This is a genomic window from Bacteroides sp. LFL-34 (assembly GCF_027257075.1).
Taxonomy (GTDB): Bacteria; Bacteroidota; Bacteroidia; order Bacteroidales; family Bacteroidaceae; genus Bacteroides; species Bacteroides ovatus.
Genome location: NZ_JAPQKZ010000012.1, coordinates 76,763 through 93,587, shown reverse-complemented (window position 1 = coordinate 93,587; position 16,825 = coordinate 76,763). Strand labels below are relative to the sequence as shown.

Genomic DNA, 16,825 nt, shown 5'->3' with positions numbered 1-16,825 from the left:
TCATAGGGACATACGTTCTTCTATCCCGTATTCTATGCTGTTAATCTACAAAGAGACAGGCTGACAATAAAAGTCCGAATCTTTTATTGTCAGCCTGTTTTGGGTTATTGTCAGCACTTATTGTCAGCTGTTAATACGTTGAAAATCATTATTCTATATGGATGAAATCTTTAGCTGACAATAAAAAGACTAAATAATATCCTTATGAGTAAAAATGATTAGAAGCGGCAGCGAAGATCTACCCCAAATTGCATTGGGCGTCCTTTCTGCATGAAACCTTTGTTCATTGTTTCGAAATAGAAGGCGGCATAGTCTTTATTCAGGAAGTTGCGTGCCCAGAAACTAATCATTGCATCACCGATTTCCAGATTCGTTCTCCAGTTGAGTGTGCCGTAGAAGGATTGGCTGACGTCGTTTTGTTCAGTCCAGTAGATACGTCCGGCAGCGTTATAGTTCGCTTGGAATACAACCCGGTCGAAGATAGAACGTGGGCTGCAGGTGATGGCATATTCTCCACCGATATTTAATGTATGCTTGGGAACAAAGGGAACATATTTGCCATTGTAATCCGTAATTATGGGAGTGCTATCTTTTTTCTCTTCGGTGATTACATAATCAGTAAAGGTGGCATACGTATATCCATAACTGGCATTCAGGCTAAGTTCTTTAGTCACACTGGCACGAAGAGCTGCTTCTGCACCATAGCTGCGACTTTTTCCTGCATTAATCGTGATACGTCCCAAACCACTTTCTGCAAATTGGGAGAGTTGTTGGTCGCGGGTATCCATGTAGAATGCTGCGACGTCGGCCCAAAGTCTGCCTTCCCATAAAGTAAGGTGGCTACCTACTTCGTAGTTCCACGAATATTCGGGCTTGTAAGTAGTAGAAGTTTTTACGTCGATCTCTTTTGCTGGTACCATTTGGTCCATCATTTTTATAATGGTTGCCCCCCATGTGGCATCTTGCCCTATTGTCGGACTTTCTTTGATGGCATTCATCATCGAATTTTTCAATTCAGTTTGTGATAAATCAGAGAACATCTGGATGTTATATCCTCCCGAACGATATCCCCGGGTAACGGTGGCATAAACATTATTTTGATTCTTCCATTCATATTGAATAGCAAATTTGGGTAGAAGTTGTACGTAATCAGTCGAGAGCTTACCTACGAAAGAGGCCGGAGCTTTCATATTCTGATCGGACAGATTTATTTGCGTGGGACCCATTGCCATGTGGAAGTCGAAACCAAAGTCAATAGGAGTGCTAAGAGAATTATACTTCATACTGATTTTTTCGTAATCGAGTCGGAGTCCGGCTGTAACGGACAACCCTTCGATGAACAGATTGTTGAAAGTGGACTGATGATAAAGTGCACCGCTAAGGGTTGGGGTATCGAAGGTTCCTCCTACGCTTAATGTCGGGTTGTACACGGTCATTCCCATGGTGGGAGCTCCGGGTTTGGCAGAGACTTCTTCAAAAGCGGAATTGGCGTTGTTTTCAATGACTGACTTCACTCCTTCTTCTTTGAACAGAACAGGACCTGTAGTGTGTAGCCATTGATAGAATCCGAAAGCGCCCGTAGCCCACTGCCATCTTTTTCCGGGTTTGGCTTTCAAGACAATTTCTTCGGAAATGGTGTTCGCTCTCTGCTTTTGTTCGATGTTGAAAATATCCCTCTCTGTGAAGTCCTGATCGAGAAACATACGGTCATTCAGGTGCTGATAACCTGTCACGGCACTTAATATAAAGTTACAGGCTTGGTATTCGATGTTAACACCAGAGTTGAGCAATCCACGGCGGTAACTACTACGGTCGTTATATGAAATCTTACCGATGTAGTCTGCCCGGTCTTCTGTCATTTCTTTACCGTCTTTTTGAGCTTTGGCTATGGCACTGGGAGTAATACCGATATAATAATACGGATACCCACCTTGATCGCTATATTCATAGCTAAGTGCTATATCTATTTTCAGATTAGATGTCGGTAGGTAAATTCCACGAAAACGTCCGCCTCCGGCGTTGCTTTTGTCGACCTTTTCGTTATTTCGTGCAGAATTCTCAAAGAAGCCACCTGTGTGTTCGTAGAAACCTCCGGTAGAAAAAGCGAAGCGGTCGGATGTGCGGTGATAGTGGGTGAGTGAAACATTATAATTATTGTAAGTTGCTGCTCCCATGCGAATATCGGTACCTTGATAAGTGAAAGGAGATTTAGTATGTACCTTGATAAGTCCTCCCATCGTGTTACGCCCGTAGAGAGTACCTTGTGGCCCGCGAAGAATATCAATACGTTCGATATCAGCATAGTTGAAGTCGAAAGCGGATTTGTCGATATAAGGGATATTGTCTACATAAAGTCCTACGGACGGAGTATTGATGCGTGAACCGATTCCACGGATATAAATCGAAGTAGTCAGTTTGGAGCCATAGTCAGGGATAAACAGGTTGGGAACAATACCTGTCAGGTTCTTCACGGAATTTACCTGATTGGCGCGCATATTGTCTTGCGATAAAACGGTGGCGGCTACCGGCAGATCACGTAGTTTACGGTTCTCTTTTGGAGTAGCAATCACTACCACCTCTTCGATGTCTACTATTTTTAGTGAGTCTTTGGGGAAATCTTCAGCCCATGCTGTCCCTGTCGTCAGGAGCATGAGGGCAATCATAATCTTCTTTGTCTTCATCTGCTGTTAATTTATCTGGTGCAAAGTAACGGCAAATATAGATGACGGTCAATCCTCATTTATTAGGATTATGACTTATTTTTTAAGAAGTCAGATTCGGTCAGCTTCGATATATCCGTTCATTACAGCATAAATAGTCAGCCCGGAGACGGACTTAATGCCTAATTTCTCCGTGATATTTTTTCGGTGAGTGATAACGGTAGTCAGGCTGATATTCAGTTTATCTGCTATTTCTTTGTTGATTAATCCTTTGGTTATCAGTACGAGCACTTCTATTTCACGGGCGGATAGAATTTCCTGATGAGGCTGCATCGGAGGCATGGGTGGCATATCTTTTACCGGATAACCGTCATGGTGAGCATGTTGGTGAAGTTTCAATATGTTTTTCACCAACTCTTCTTCGGATTCATGAATGTTGAGTACGGGTACACCGGACAGTTGGAATTGCGGACTGTCGCTTGCCAATACAATCGTTTTTCGTTTCCGGGGGAGAAAGAAAGCATTGTGCTCCACGTAAATCTGTGCGGAAATGAAATAGTGGGCATACATATCGGGAGTATCGTCCATCAGTTCGCTGAAGTGATGAAAAGTCCGTATGGTTGCCATAGGAATCATTTCCTCCAGGATTCCTTTCAGACCGAGACAGGTCAATGTATTGGCTTCTACAATTGCTATTTCGGGTTGATAATTCATTTTAGTGTAAGTTTAATTAATGATTGAAATAGTTGGCTACTGCTTCTGCACATCGTTCGCCGTCCACTCCGGCAGACACAATTCCTCCGGCATAGCCTGCCCCTTCTCCGCACGGAAATAATCCACGAACGGTGACATGTTGCAGAGTATCCTTATCGCGTATGATACGAACGGGAGAAGAAGTTCGTGTTTCCACACCAATCATTACTGCCTCATTAGTCAGGAATCCGTGACTGCTGCGTCCGAATTGTTGGAAACCAAGAGATAACCTTTTGCTAATAAATGATGGCATCCAGAAATGAAGTGGAGACGAAATCAATCCCGGACTATAGGATGACTCGGGCAAATCGTAACTCAATTTCTTGCGGGTAAAATCCAGCATGCGTTGCGCCGGAGCGGTCTGTCGTCTGCCTCCCTGCAACCAGCATTGACGTTCCAATTCCTCTTGAAAGTGAAGAACAGATAGTAACTGTGAATTAATCTCTGAAAGTTGTGAACTTTTCAAATTTGGATTCAGTGCCATCAGCTGTTCATCTTGTTGGGCAGCCAATTTTTCATTCCTCATTTTTAATTCTTCATTTCCCAAATCCTCCGGTTGAATTTCCACTACCATTCCCGAATTACTCCACCGTGACCCACGGTTGGCAGGAGACATGCCGTTTACTACCACTTGTTCCGGTCCGCTGGCAGCAGGAACGATAAAGCCGCCGGGACACATACAGAAACTATATACTCCTCTGCCTTCTGCCTGTGTTACAAAGCTGTATTCTGCAGCGGGCAGGTATTTGCCCCGTCCATTCTTATTATGGTATTGTATTTGATCGATCAACATTGCCGGATGTTCGAGACGTACCCCGACAGCGATTCCTTTCGCTTCAATCGTCACATTATTGGCAGCCAGCCAACGATATACATCTCTTGCAGAATGTCCGGTTGCCAGTATCACAGGTCCGAGAAAGGTCTTTCCTGTATTTGTTTCGATACCTTTGACTTCATCGTTCTCAATAATCAATGCATCCATTCGTGTCTGGAAATGTACTTCTCCGCCACATTCGATAATGGTGTTCCGCATATTTTCAATGACACGTGGCAATTTGTCTGTTCCGATATGCGGATGCGCATCCACCAATATCGAAGTTGAAGCTCCATGCTGGCAAAATACGTTCAAGATTTTATCCACATTTCCTCTCTTCTTGCTACGGGTATAGAGTTTCCCATCCGAGTAAGCTCCTGCACCTCCTTCTCCGAAACTGTAATTCGATTCCGGATCAACAGTGTGTTCCCTGTTGATTTGTGCCAGGTCTTTTTTACGTTCGCGCACGTCTTTTCCACGTTCGATGACGATAGGGCGTAACCCAAGTTCAACAAGGCGTAAAGCAGCGAATAATCCGCCGGGACCTGCGCCAACGACAATCACTTGCAGTTTTCCTTCTACATTATTATATATAGTACGTTCGTACTCATCTTCTTGCGGCATTTCCTTGATGTATGCCCTTACCTTCAGATTGACGAAGATAGTCCGCTGGCGTGCATCAATACTCCGTTTCAAGATTCGGGTAGCGGTGATGTCACGTAAATTCAGACCTTTTTCTTTAGAAAGATATTCCTTTAATTTCTGTTCGTTTGCTGCGATTTCGGGAAGTATACGGAGTTGGTATTCTTGTGTCATTTAGTTATTATTGATATTGTTTTCGATTATCCAATTAGAAAAACGGGCTATTTATGCATCAGTGTCTTATCCGAATAAAGCCCTGAACGCCTCTTCTACTTTTCTCACCGGTACTAATTCTATCTTCAGTTTTTGGGTATCGATCCCTTGCAGATTATATTTTGGCAACAAGAACCGTTTAAAACCCAATTTCTCGGCTTCACCGATACGTTGTTCTATTCGATTCACAGGACGTATCTCTCCCGACAATCCGATTTCTCCCGCCATGCAAACTTCCGGCTCAATGGCTGCATCCATATTGGAAGAAAGGATTGCACTGATAACCGGCAGATCGATAGCCGGATCATTCACTTTCAATCCTCCGGCAATATTCAGGAACACATCTTTCTGTGCCAACTTAAATCCCACCCGCTTTTCGAGAACAGCCAGCAGCATATTCATTCTTCTCAAATCGAAACCGGTTGCCGAACGTTGCGGATTTCCGTAGACTGCAGAGCTTACCAAAGCCTGTGTCTCAATCAAAAATGGGCGAATCCCCTCAATGGCGGAGGCAATGGCTACCCCGCTCATCCCCTCATGATCCTGACTTAGCAAAAGTTCGGAAGGATTACTCACTTGGCGCAACCCATCCTGACGCATTTCATAAATACCTAATTCTGCCGTACTACCGAAACGATTCTTGATACTGCGTAGAATACGATACATATAATGTTGGTCGCCCTCAAATTGAAGAACAGTATCTACGATATGTTCCAGCACTTTAGGTCCTGCAATACTTCCTTCCTTATTAATATGTCCGATCAGCAATACAGGCGTATGTGTTTCTTTCGCAAAATGAAGAATAGACGCCGAACACTCTCTGACTTGCGCTATACTTCCGGGAGACGATTCGATACTTTCGGTGGAAATAGTCTGTATAGAGTCGATAATCACTAAATCGGGATTCGTATTCTTGATATGCACATAAATCTGTTCGAGTGAAGTCTCGCAAACGATCAGGCAATCGCTGGAAGTGTCAGAGAGACGGTTGGCACGAAGTTTCAGCTGTCGTGCACTCTCTTCACCGGATACATAAAGAATCTTCTTTTCCGGCATGTGCAGTACGGTCTGCATGACGAGCGTCGATTTACCGATTCCCGGCTCGCCGCCTATCAGGACAAGAGAACCCTGTACAAGTCCGCCTCCCAATACACGATTCAGTTCATCATCGTGCATATTGATGCGTGGCTCGTCGTCTGCCTCTATATCGCTAAGTGCCAGTGGCTTGGGCTTTTGTGTTTCAATGCCCGATACCGGACGGCGGTTAGTGGGTTCTTTCCGTACGATTTCTTCAACATACGTATTCCATTCTCCACACGACGGACATTTACCCACCCATTTCGGTGAATCCTGTCCGCAATTACTGCATACATATACGGTTTTCTCTTTTGCCATCGAAATTCCTTTCTTCTTGTAGGGTACAAAAATAGGGATAATTTATTAGAAATAAGTTATCCCTGCCTAATAGAAATAGATGAAGCCTACAGAGTTATCTCTCCCGCTATCGAACGGTTCATCCGGTCGCGTACCTCATCCGGAGTATATCCATGTCCCAGTAAGAACATTAATTTAGTGACTGCCGATTCCGTTGTACTGTCATATCCGGAGACAACGCCTGCCTGCAACAACTGGTATCCCGTTTCGTAACGTTCCATTTCTACCATTCCTGCGCTGCATTGTGTTACGTTGACAATCACAATTCCACGTTCACTGGCCTGACAGAGCCGGCGTATAAACCATTCCTTTCGGGGAGCATTCCCCGAACCGTATGTTTCGAGCACAACCGCCTTTAAACCTTCAATCCCCAGAATGGTGGCAATTACATTTTCCTGGATGCCCGGAAAGAGCTTCAGTACCACTACATTGGTATCCAGCAAATAGTGCGGTTTCAATTCCCGTTCTTCACCATTTCCGTGAATTTGTACATTATTATATTTAATATGGATTCCCGCTTCCGCCAATACCGGATAATTGAAAGAACGGAATGCATTGAAGTTTTCTGCATTCATCTTTGTCGTACGGTTTCCCCGCATCAGGTGATTTTCAAAGAAGATGCATACTTCGGGCACCAGTGCCCTTCCTTCCTTGTTTTGTGCAATGGCAATCTCGATACTGGTCATCAAATTTTCCTTTCCGTCCGTGCGGAGTACGCCGATGGGAAGCTGTGAGCCTGTGAGGATAACAGGTTTGTCCAGTCCTTCCAGCATAAAACTTAGTGCGGAAGCGGTATAAGCCATCGTGTCCGTTCCGTGCAGGATGACGAAGCCGTGGTAACGATTGTAGTTGTCATGAATAATGCGTACCAGCTTCCGCCACATATCCGGTTCCATGTCCGACGAATCCATCGGAGGATCAAACTGATAGGTGTCAATTGGAAAATTGAACTTTTGCAGTTCGGGGATATACTTTTGCAGTTGCTCGAAGTTAAAGTTCTCCAGAGCACCTGTCGCGGCATTCTCAATCATACCAATTGTTCCACCGGTGTATATTAACAATACGGAAGTATTTAATGGGTTCATAAGCTGATTTTGTGCGATTGTTTTCGCAAATATAATAATAGATTTGATAAATAAGTAACAAAATGTCATAAAAGTGAAGGCGAATGACCGGATAAAGCGCAGGCGAAAGATTCTTTTTATCAGAAAAAAACCGAAAAAAGTGATAGATTGAACGTTTTTATTATTACTTTTGCGACACTTATCAAAAACAAGAGTAGAAACAAGGACTATGATGAAGTACTATCCACATACAGTCACATCCATGTGTACCATGACCCTTAGGGGTTAATGGATAGTTTTTGTGTATCTACGTGATTCACGCTTGTATAAGCAGGCAAAATTCAAATTCAATTTTATTCGTAAACAACCAATCGTTCTGTAAAAAGCAAACTGCAGGACATTGCATTTAAATAAGTATCTTCATGAAAGTAATGAAATTCGGCGGAACATCCGTAGGTTCCGTGAACAGCATTTTAAGCGTAAAGAGAATTGTAGAGTCGGCAAATGAGCCGGTAATTGTAGTTGTTTCCGCATTGGGAGGCATCACTGACAAATTGATAAATACATCGAAGATGGCGGCAGTGGGAGATTCAGCCTATGAGGGTGAGTTTCGCGAAATCGTTTACCGTCATGTGGAGATGATTAAGGAGGTGATTCCTGCCGGAGAAAAGCAAGTATCGTTGCAACGTCAGATTGGCGAGCTGCTGAACGAATTGAAGGATATCTTTCAGGGAATTTACCTGATTAAAGATCTTTCCCCGAAGACTTCGGATACAATCGTCAGCTATGGTGAACGTCTTTCATCCATCATCGTTACCGAACTGATTGACGGAGCAAAATGGTTCGATTCGCGCACTTTTATCAAGACGGAAAGAAAGCATAGCAAGCACACGCTGGATACAGAATTGACTAATAAACTGGTGAAAGAGGCTTTCCAGTCTATTCCTAAAGTAGCGCTGGTGCCGGGATTCATCTCTTCGGATAAAACGACAGGGGATGTAACAAACCTCGGACGCGGTGGCTCGGACTATACGGCTGCCATTATTGCTGCGGCGCTGGATGCGGCAAGTCTGGAAATCTGGACGGACGTAGATGGATTTATGACGGCTGATCCGCGTGTCATTTCGACTGCTTATACGATTACGGAATTGAGTTACGTAGAAGCGACCGAACTTTGTAACTTCGGCGCAAAGGTGGTTTATCCGCCGACTATCTATCCCGTATGTCACAAGAATATTCCTATTATAATAAAGAATACATTCAACCCGGATGGAGTGGGAACGGTTATCAAACAAGAAGTTTCCAACCCGCAGAGCAAGGCTATCAAGGGGATTTCCTCCATCAACGACACAAGTCTGATTACTGTTCAGGGTCTTGGTATGGTAGGTGTGATCGGTGTAAACTACCGCATTTTTAAAGCATTGGCAAAGAATGGAATCAGCGTGTTCCTCGTCTCACAGGCTTCATCGGAAAACAGTACTTCTATCGGTGTGCGTAATGCCGATGCCGACCTGGCTTGTGAAGTGCTGAACGAAGAATTTGCGAAAGAAATAGAGATGGGGGAGATTTCTCCGATTTTGGCGGAAAGAAATCTGGCAACAGTGGCTATTGTAGGTGAGAATATGAAACATACACCGGGTATCGCAGGTAAACTTTTCGGTACACTGGGACGTAATGGTATCAACGTTATCGCTTGTGCACAGGGAGCTTCGGAAACTAATATCTCTTTTGTGGTCGATTCCAAATCCTTGCGTAAATCATTGAACGTAATCCACGACTCTTTCTTCCTCTCCGAATATCAGGTATTGAACCTCTTTATCTGTGGTGTCGGTACGGTAGGGGGTAGTCTGGTAGAACAGATTCGTTGCCAGCAACAAAAGCTGATGATGGAAAACGGACTGAAACTCCATGTAGTAGGCATCATTGATGCAGCCAAGGCAATGTTCAGCCGTGAAGGTTTCGACCTCGCCAACTTCCGTGAAGAACTGTTGGAAAAGGGCAAGGACAGCAGCTTGCAAACCATCCGCGACGAGATTATCGGAATGAATATCTTTAATTCTGTATTTGTAGACTGTACGGCCAGCGCTGACATCGCATCGCTTTACAAAGATTTCCTGCAACACAATATCTCTGTGGTAGCAGCCAATAAGATTGCGGCTTCTTCCGCTTATGAAAACTATCGTGAACTGAAAACGATTGCCCGCCAACGGGGTGTGAAGTATCTGTTCGAAACAAACGTAGGTGCAGGTCTTCCGATCATCAATACAATTAATGACCTGATTCATAGCGGTGACAAGATTCTGAAGATTGAAGCGGTGCTTTCCGGTACACTGAACTATATATTTAATAAAATCAGCGCCGATATTCCTTTCAGCCGTACCATCAAAATGGCACAGGAAGAACGCTACTCTGAACCGGACCCACGTATTGACTTGAGTGGAAAAGATGTGATCCGTAAACTGGTGATTCTGGCACGTGAAGCCGGATACCGTCTGGAACAGGAAGATGTTGAAAAGAACCTCTTTGTTCCGAATGACTTCTTCGAAGGTTCTCTGGAAGATTTCTGGAAACGTGTTCCAAGTCTCGACGCAGACTTTGAAGCCCGTCGCCAGGTATTGGAAAAAGAAAACAAGCACTGGCGTTTCGTCGCCAAACTGGAGAATGGAAAAGCCTCCGTCGGCCTGCAGGAAGTAGGAGCCAACCATCCGTTCTACGGCTTGGAAGGCAGCAACAATATTATCCTGCTCACTACGGAACGCTATAAAGAATATCCGATGATGATTCAAGGATACGGTGCCGGTGCCGGCGTAACGGCTGCCGGAGTATTTGCCGACATCATGAGTATCGCAAACGTTTAATAAATTAAAAATTGAGAATTAAAAATTGAGAAATACCATTCGGAAACGGATCTAAGGCTTTCTTTCATTTTTTAATTCTCAATTCTCAATTTTCAATTTATGAAGCATATTATCATATTGGGAGACGGAATGGCCGATTGGCCAGTAAAGTCATTAGGGGACAAGACGCTCCTGCAATATGCAAAGACGCCTTATATGGATAAGCTAGCTCGCATGGGACGTAACGGCCGCCTGATTACTGTGGCGGAAGGTTTCCATCCGGGTAGTGAAGTTGCCAATATGTCCGTGTTGGGATATAATTTGCCAAAGGTATATGAAGGTCGCGGACCGCTGGAAGCTGCCAGTATTGGTGTGGATCTGAAACCGGGCGAGATGGCAATGCGCTGTAATTTGATTTGTGTGGAAGGAGAAATTCTGAAGAATCACTCCTCCGGACATATATCTACAGAAGAAGCAGATGTATTGATTCAATATCTGCAAGAAAAGCTGGGCAATGACCGCGTACGCTTTCATACAGGAGTTCAGTACCGCCATCTATTGGTTATCAAGGGAGGTAATAAAGAACTGGATTGTACACCTCCGCATGATGTACCTTTGAAACCTTTCCGTCCATTGATGGTGAAACCATTGGTTCCGGAAGCACAAGAAACGGCAGATCTGATTAACGACCTGATTCTGAAATCACAGGAACTGCTGAAAGATCATCCATTGAATCTGAAACGTATGGCAGAAGGTAAAGATCCTGCGAACAGTATTTGGCCCTGGAGCCCCGGTTACCGTCCGCAGATGCCTACTTTCTCCGAGACTTTCCCACAGGTAAAGAAAGGAGTAGTCATCTCGGCTGTCGATCTGATAAACGGAATCGGTTACTATGCTGATTTACGTCGCATCGCAGTAGAGGGAGCGACCGGACTTTATAATACGAACTATGAAAACAAAGTGACCGCTGCCTTGGAAGCATTGAAGACGGATGATTTTGTTTATCTGCATATCGAAGCCAGTGATGAGGCCGGACACGAAGGAGACATCGACTTGAAACTTCTCACTATCGAGAATCTTGATAAACGTGCCGTAGGTCCTATTTATGAAGCAGTGAAAGATTGGGACGAACCGGTAGCCATTGCTGTATTGCCCGATCATCCTACTCCCTGTGAGCTTCGTACTCATACATCTGATCCCATTCCGTTTCTTATCTGGTATCCGGGTATCGAGCCGGACGAAGTGCAGATGTATGATGAAATAGCCGCTTGCAACGGTAGTTACGGACTTCTGAAAGAAGACGAGTTTATAAAAGAATTCATGAAATAAGTCACCACAGATTATGAAATATTATAGTACGAATAAACAAGCACCTGTTGCCTCACTGCAAGAAGCGGTGGTAAAAGGGCTTGCTGCCGACAAAGGGCTGTTTATGCCTATGTCTATCAAACCTCTTCCACAGGACTTTTACGATACGATTGATAGTTTATCCTTTCAGGAAATTGCTTATCGCGTAGCCGATGCTTTCTTCGGTGAGGATATTCCTGCCGATACGCTGAAACAGATTGTATATGATACATTAAGTTTCGATGTACCTTTGGTTAAGGTGGCAGATAACATCTATTCACTTGAACTTTTCCACGGACCGACGTTAGCATTTAAAGATGTAGGCGGTCGTTTCATGGCGCGTCTTTTGGGATACTTCATTAAAAAAGAAGGACAAAAGAATGTCAATGTATTGGTAGCTACTTCCGGTGATACGGGAAGTGCTGTTGCCAACGGCTTTCTGGGTGTGGAAGGTATTCATGTGTATGTGCTTTATCCGAAAGGAAAAGTGAGCGAAATACAGGAGAAGCAATTCACTACGCTCGGACAGAATATTACTGCGCTTGAAGTGGACGGAACATTTGATGATTGTCAGGCATTGGTGAAATCTGCTTTCATGGATAAAGAATTGAATGAACACCTTTCGTTGACTTCTGCCAACTCCATCAATGTAGCCCGTTTCTTGCCGCAGGCATTCTATTATTTCTATGCTTATGCACAATTGAAACGTGCCGGAAAAGCTGATAATGCTGTAATCTGTGTACCTAGTGGAAACTTCGGAAATATCACCGCCGGATTGTTTGGCAAGAAGATGGGTTTACCCGTGAAGCGTTTCATTGCTGCCAATAACCGCAACGATATTTTCTATCAATATCTGCAGACAGGTAAATATAATCCCCGTCCGTCTATCGCAACGATTGCTAATGCTATGGACGTAGGCGATCCGAGTAACTTTGCCCGCGTACTCGATTTATATAGTGGTTCACATGCTGATATCTCTGCCGAGATTTCAGGAACAACTTATACCGATGAGCAAATCCGCGAAACGGTGAAGGAAACCTGGAAAGAACATCATTATCTCCTTGATCCTCATGGTGCTTGTGGATATCGTGCGTTGGTAGAAGGCTTGAAAGAGGGAGAAACAGGTGTATTCCTTGAAACGGCTCATCCTGCCAAGTTCCTCGAAACAGTGGAAAGCATTATTGGAGAAGCGGTAGAAATCCCTGCCAAATTGCAGGAATTTATGAAAGGCGAGAAAAAAAGCCTTCAAATGACAAAAGACTTTGCGGACTTCAAGAAGTATTTGTTGACGCTTTAATCCTCTTCTTCCTATGAATGAATTTGTGCCACCTTGTTGGCACGGTTGTGCCATCGAAGTGTCACGGTCGTGCCAACAAGGTGGCACAATTGTGACAATAGGGTGGCATAAACCGGATAATTGCAATATAGTTTATATAGAAGCTAAGAATACTAAATATTCTCCCGTACAATGAACAGTAAACTCATTTGCTGTTGCTTCATTAAGCGTTCCTTGCCACCAATTAGTAAAATCACTAAGAGGATAAACTAATCCCTCTCCTTGCAATCCTTTCGCTCCGAAATTGAAAATAGAAACTTGTTGCCCCGGATGAGAGGCGAAAGCTTGCGTGTCTTTGGCGGGGATAAACATACCATAATCGGTAATGGTACGTACCTCGATACCATCTTTCATGTAGTCGATCAGCAGACTGATGTTTCCTAATGTATGATCTTCCCGTTTGCCGGTGGCTCCGACAATGGCAATTCTTCGGAATCCTTTCTTTTGCAGGAAATGAACAGCTTTGGTTTGGTCGTTCGTTTCTTGATCCGCTATCTGATGTACAATAGGGGAGAAAAGTTCTTTATATTCCGGTGAAAGAGAATCCCCGTCACCGATAATTACATCGGGGGTATGCCCACGCAGGATATATTCATTGGCAGCCCCGTCACAACAAACTACAAATTCTGCATTTTTCAGCATTTGCAGGGGAAGAGGATGGCTGGGATATTCGCCATTGGCTAGTATCACGGCTTCGGGAGTATAGTGTTCGTATTTCATTGTATGCTCATTAATTTTTTCCACTTAAAATAGCCAAAGATAGCTATAATGGAGTAAAGTCCATACAAAGCGGAAGTAAAATAAAGGTCTTTGTAGATATAAAGTCCGCAGCAGACAATATCCACAAGAATCCAGGCAAACCATTGCTCGACGTATTTGCGTGCCAGCATCCACATACCGACAATGCTCAATGCGGTAGTAAAGCTATCTAGCCAGGGAACATTGCTATCCGTATATGCTATCAGTATCCATGCAATACCGAGGAAAGAAACGACGAATACCAGAAAAAGAGGCAAGTAACATTTTCCCGGAGTATGTACGATAGGAAGATCTTTAGGGGTGTCACCGGTTGAAGCATCTGCTGTCGTCAGTTGACCTTTCTTTTTCCTGTGTCCCCACATCCAGAAGAACCAGCCGTAGATGGCAGCTATCAGGTAGTAGATATTGATGCCAAAGTCAGCATACAATCCGGCTTTGTAATATACGAAGATGTAGATGGCAGGCATCACAATGCCCGCTATCCAAAGGTAGATACTTGCCCGGTACTCTAACCAAAGGTAGATCAGCCCGACAATCGTACCGAATATTTCCAGAAAATTCAATTCCATAACTCTGTGTGATTAAAAGCGGAAAGAAACATGTCCCATAACGTTTGTTCCTGCTTGTGCAGCATATCCGGCATAGTTTCCCCGATTTTCCAGCGTATCGGTGTAGTCACTTGATGCCCAGCCGTTGTTTTCATATTTTTCATTAAACAGATTGTATACAGTAAATCCTACGGTGACTTCTTTCAGTACTTTCTTGGGACGGAAGCTGTACGCCAGATTGAGGTTGCTGACAAAATACTTATCAAGAGTCAGTTCTTCAACTTCTGCGTTTGTCATATACTGTTTGCTCACGAACTGTGATTGCAGGGCAGCTTCGAATCCCTTATAATTGAATGAGAAACGATTGTTGAGTAAGAAGTCCGGTGAGAAAGCAATGTGAGTGTCTTTATGCTTTATCTGAATAGTCGGGAGAGAAGTAGAGCTACCGTCGTCATTATAGTGGTAGCCCGGCAGGCTCTCTACGAAATCCTGAATACGGTTTTTGCTCCATGTAGCGTTGATATCCCATTGAAACCATTTGCACGGTTTGATTCCCAGCATGATTTCGATTCCCATGCGATAACTGTCCGGCACGTTTTCGGTCAGTGCTTCACCTATATCGTTTAAGGCTCCGGTCAGAACCAGTTGGTCGGTATAGTCCATGTAGTAGAAGTTTGCACCTGCTGTCAGCCATTGGTTGGCAAAGGTATATCCCGCTTCATAGTCGAGCAGCTTTTCTGCTTTGGGGTACGAGTCCGGATCACCATCCGTATAATTGTTTCTTGTTGGCTCTTTTTGAGCAACCGAGAAAGAGGCATAGACACGATGGTTGGAAGTGATGTTCCAGTTTAATCCTACTTTCGGATTAAAGAAATCGAACTTTTTATCTACTGCCAGTGGACGCAGCGCATTCTTACTCCAGTCATATTTATCATTGTTTCCGTCGATGGTATAGTTGATGTGGCGATACTGAAGATCGGCATAAGCACTTAGTCCTCTAGTAAGATCGTAGTTCGCTTTCAGATAAATATTTCCATCGGTCTTCTTGGATTTGTTGCGGTAATATTCATGGTCGGGAGATAGAGAACCTACGTAGTTTTTCACCCAGGGAACTCTTCCGAAGTTATTGCCCCGGTATTGATTCAAACCACCTCCCAGAGACGCATTTAGCCTGTTAGCCGTGTAATTGAGAGAAAAAACGCCGCCGCCGAATTTGTTGTCCATCTTCTTTTGACGGACTAAATCGCTTTTAGATACTTCGGTTCCATCTATTGTAAATGGTTTTAAACCATATTCTATCAGGTATCTGCTGTCTTTGTACTCTTCGTAATAACCGTCACCTTTGGTATAATGTAAGGCAACGTTCAGATTCCAGGCTGTCGAGAAAGTATGATTGAAGAGAAGCTGATAATTCTTTTGCAGATAATTATCTGTTTGGTCGTCGTAATAATATTTTTTGCCGTTGGCATCAGTGTACATTTCCCCGCAAGGATTGTAGCGTCTGCCGAATTTTTCCATTTGCTCTTTTGTTGCGTATCCCCAAGCATGATATGTTTTTTCTTTTCCGGCAAATGCAATGAGCTTCACAGATGTGTTTTCTGCAAAATAACCTCCTTGCAGGTAGTAAGAGTTCAAGTCCACCGAAGCACGGTCTATGTATCCGTCCGTACCGATATTGGAAAGGCGGGCGTCAAACGTCCAGTGGTTATTGAGTAGGCCGGTTCCCACTTTCACTGTTTCCTTGTGCGTGTTGAACGAACCGTATGAACCATTGAATTCGGCGTATGGTTTCATAGATGCACCTTCGGTTTGCATATTGACACTGGCTCCGAAAGCACCTGCTCCGTTCGTCGATGTACCTGCTCCGCGCTGCACCTGCATATCTTTTACGGAAGAAGAAAAGTCGGGCATATTCACCCAGAACAGGTTATGGCTTTCGGCATCGTTCATCGGTATGCCGTTTACCGTGATGTTGATTCGTGTGCCATCGGTTCCACGTACGCGAAGTGTCGTATAGCCGATACCAGCTCCTGCATCCGATGTGGTCAGTGTGGAAGGAGTCATACTTAGCAGATAGGGGATATCCTGTCCGAAGTTTACCTTTTTGAGTTCTGCTTTGCCTATATTGGTGAATGCCACGGGAGTTTTGGCTGTGGCACGTGTGGACACTACCTGCACCTCTTGCAGGTTTACTACTCTCATACTATCCTTTGCACTCGTCTGTGCATGAACAGTGATACCTGCGCCCAATAAGGCGACGGCCATCCATACAATTCTTTTCATTTTTGCTTACTAATTAGTTCTCTACGCCGGCATTACCCGGATCAGATTCTATGGGTATGTTCTCAGCCCGTCATGTTAAGGCACCCCTACCAGTGAATCGGTGACAAAAATACTGCTTTTGCAGGAGGAAAGCAA

At 44.2% G+C, this 16,825-nt stretch carries 11 protein-coding genes and 1 riboswitch; of the genes, 3 read left to right on the top strand and 8 right to left on the bottom strand.

Going from position 1 to position 16,825, the window contains the following annotated elements; translation table 11 throughout:
* Positions 1 to 218: 218 nt before the first annotated feature.
* From N5O98_RS09550 to N5O98_RS09530, 5 genes are all read right to left on the bottom strand, one after another.
* Positions 219 to 2,681, bottom strand: coding sequence for a TonB-dependent receptor (locus tag N5O98_RS09550; protein WP_004309063.1), 2,463 nt, complete (start codon positions 2,679 to 2,681; stop codon positions 219 to 221).
* A gap of 90 nt (positions 2,682 to 2,771) precedes the next feature.
* Positions 2,772 to 3,374, bottom strand: coding sequence for a response regulator transcription factor (locus N5O98_RS09545; protein ID WP_004306407.1), 603 nt, complete (start codon positions 3,372 to 3,374; stop codon positions 2,772 to 2,774).
* A gap of 16 nt (positions 3,375 to 3,390) precedes the next feature.
* A complete protein-coding gene (locus N5O98_RS09540) occupies positions 3,391 to 5,043 on the bottom strand; it encodes an NAD(P)/FAD-dependent oxidoreductase (RefSeq protein ID WP_004309064.1) in 1,653 nt (550 codons plus the stop codon).
* 66 nt (positions 5,044 to 5,109) lie between these two features.
* Positions 5,110 to 6,477 carry a DNA repair protein RadA gene (gene radA / locus N5O98_RS09535; protein WP_118161418.1) on the bottom strand — a complete coding sequence of 456 codons (1,368 nt, stop codon included), beginning with the start codon at positions 6,475 to 6,477 and terminating at the stop codon, positions 5,110 to 5,112.
* Between the two features lie 86 nt (positions 6,478 to 6,563).
* Positions 6,564 to 7,601 carry an asparaginase gene (locus N5O98_RS09530; protein WP_004309066.1) on the bottom strand — a complete coding sequence of 346 codons (1,038 nt, stop codon included), beginning with the start codon at positions 7,599 to 7,601 and terminating at the stop codon, positions 6,564 to 6,566.
* A gap of 401 nt (positions 7,602 to 8,002) precedes the next feature.
* Here N5O98_RS09530 and thrA point away from each other — a divergent pair, with 401 nt between their 5' ends.
* The 3 genes from thrA (at position 8,003) to thrC (ending at position 13,061) form a co-directional block, all read left to right on the top strand.
* Entirely contained in the window at positions 8,003 to 10,438 is a 2,436-nt protein-coding gene (thrA, locus tag N5O98_RS09525) for a bifunctional aspartate kinase/homoserine dehydrogenase I (protein ID WP_004309067.1), read from the top strand.
* Between the two features lie 99 nt (positions 10,439 to 10,537).
* The gene (locus tag N5O98_RS09520; RefSeq protein ID WP_004326439.1) at positions 10,538 to 11,746 is read left to right on the top strand and encodes a cofactor-independent phosphoglycerate mutase; all 1,209 of its coding nucleotides are present in this window, start codon (positions 10,538 to 10,540) and stop codon (positions 11,744 to 11,746) included.
* A gap of 13 nt (positions 11,747 to 11,759) precedes the next feature.
* A complete protein-coding gene (gene thrC, locus N5O98_RS09515; RefSeq protein WP_004309069.1) occupies positions 11,760 to 13,061 on the top strand; it encodes a threonine synthase in 1,302 nt (433 codons plus the stop codon).
* Positions 13,062 to 13,193: 132 nt separating this feature from the next.
* On the opposite strand, the gene N5O98_RS09510 is transcribed toward thrC, so the two are convergent.
* Genes N5O98_RS09510 through N5O98_RS09500 form a run of 3 tightly spaced genes read right to left on the bottom strand, consistent with a single transcriptional unit; the run spans position 13,194 to position 16,690 of the window.
* On the bottom strand, positions 13,194 to 13,820 hold the full coding sequence (locus N5O98_RS09510) for a thiamine diphosphokinase (RefSeq protein ID WP_004306414.1): 627 nt from the start codon (positions 13,818 to 13,820) through the stop codon (positions 13,194 to 13,196).
* Positions 13,817 to 14,428 (bottom strand): nicotinamide riboside transporter PnuC, encoded by a 612-nt coding sequence (gene pnuC / locus N5O98_RS09505; RefSeq protein ID WP_004306415.1) that lies wholly within the window; start codon positions 14,426 to 14,428, stop codon positions 13,817 to 13,819. Before pnuC ends, N5O98_RS09510 begins: the two co-directional genes overlap by 4 nt.
* 12 nt (positions 14,429 to 14,440) lie before the next feature.
* Positions 14,441 to 16,690, bottom strand: a complete 2,250-nt coding sequence (locus N5O98_RS09500) for a TonB-dependent receptor (protein WP_118161419.1) — start codon at positions 16,688 to 16,690, stop codon at positions 14,441 to 14,443.
* Between the two features lies 1 nt (position 16,691).
* A riboswitch (TPP riboswitch) is annotated at positions 16,692 to 16,788 on the bottom strand.
* Positions 16,789 to 16,825: the final 37 nt, after the last annotated feature.